We start from the raw sequence: 427 nt of genomic DNA on the forward strand, positions 1-427 counted from the left end.
CAATACACCACAGGTGATATCAGTAACAGCACCTGCGTGTGTAACATGTACAAAACCAGTATTAACAATACAGAACATAGTATGTAATAGCACAGGTTATACTGTTACATTTAGTAGCACAGGTACAGTAGGTGTAAACAATGGAGTAGTAAGTGGAAACACAGTTGTGGTAAGTAGTGGTAATGTGACTTTAACAGCAACTTCAAGTTGTGGAGAGGTAACACAAATGTTAGTAACAGCACCAATTTGTCCAGTACCCAATATATGTACTCAAGTATCAAATTTGAGTGTAGGCCAAGCTGTATGTAACGGAGATGGGACATACAGTGTAAGCTTTAGTGCAACAAATGGTACAGTATCAAGTAATTTAGGTACGTTATCAGGCAATACAGTATCCAATATACCAATAGGTACAAATGTAGTATTA

Annotated in this window: 1 protein-coding gene; it reads left to right on the forward strand. The window is 37.0% G+C overall.

Annotation, left to right across the window (positions count from 1 at the left end):
• On the forward strand, positions 1 to 427 hold a 427-nt coding region (locus tag ABR854_RS25845; RefSeq protein ID WP_350268737.1), incomplete at both ends, for a hypothetical protein.

Source organism: Emticicia sp. W12TSBA100-4, from assembly GCF_040253585.1.
GTDB lineage: Bacteria > Bacteroidota > Bacteroidia > Cytophagales > Spirosomataceae > Emticicia.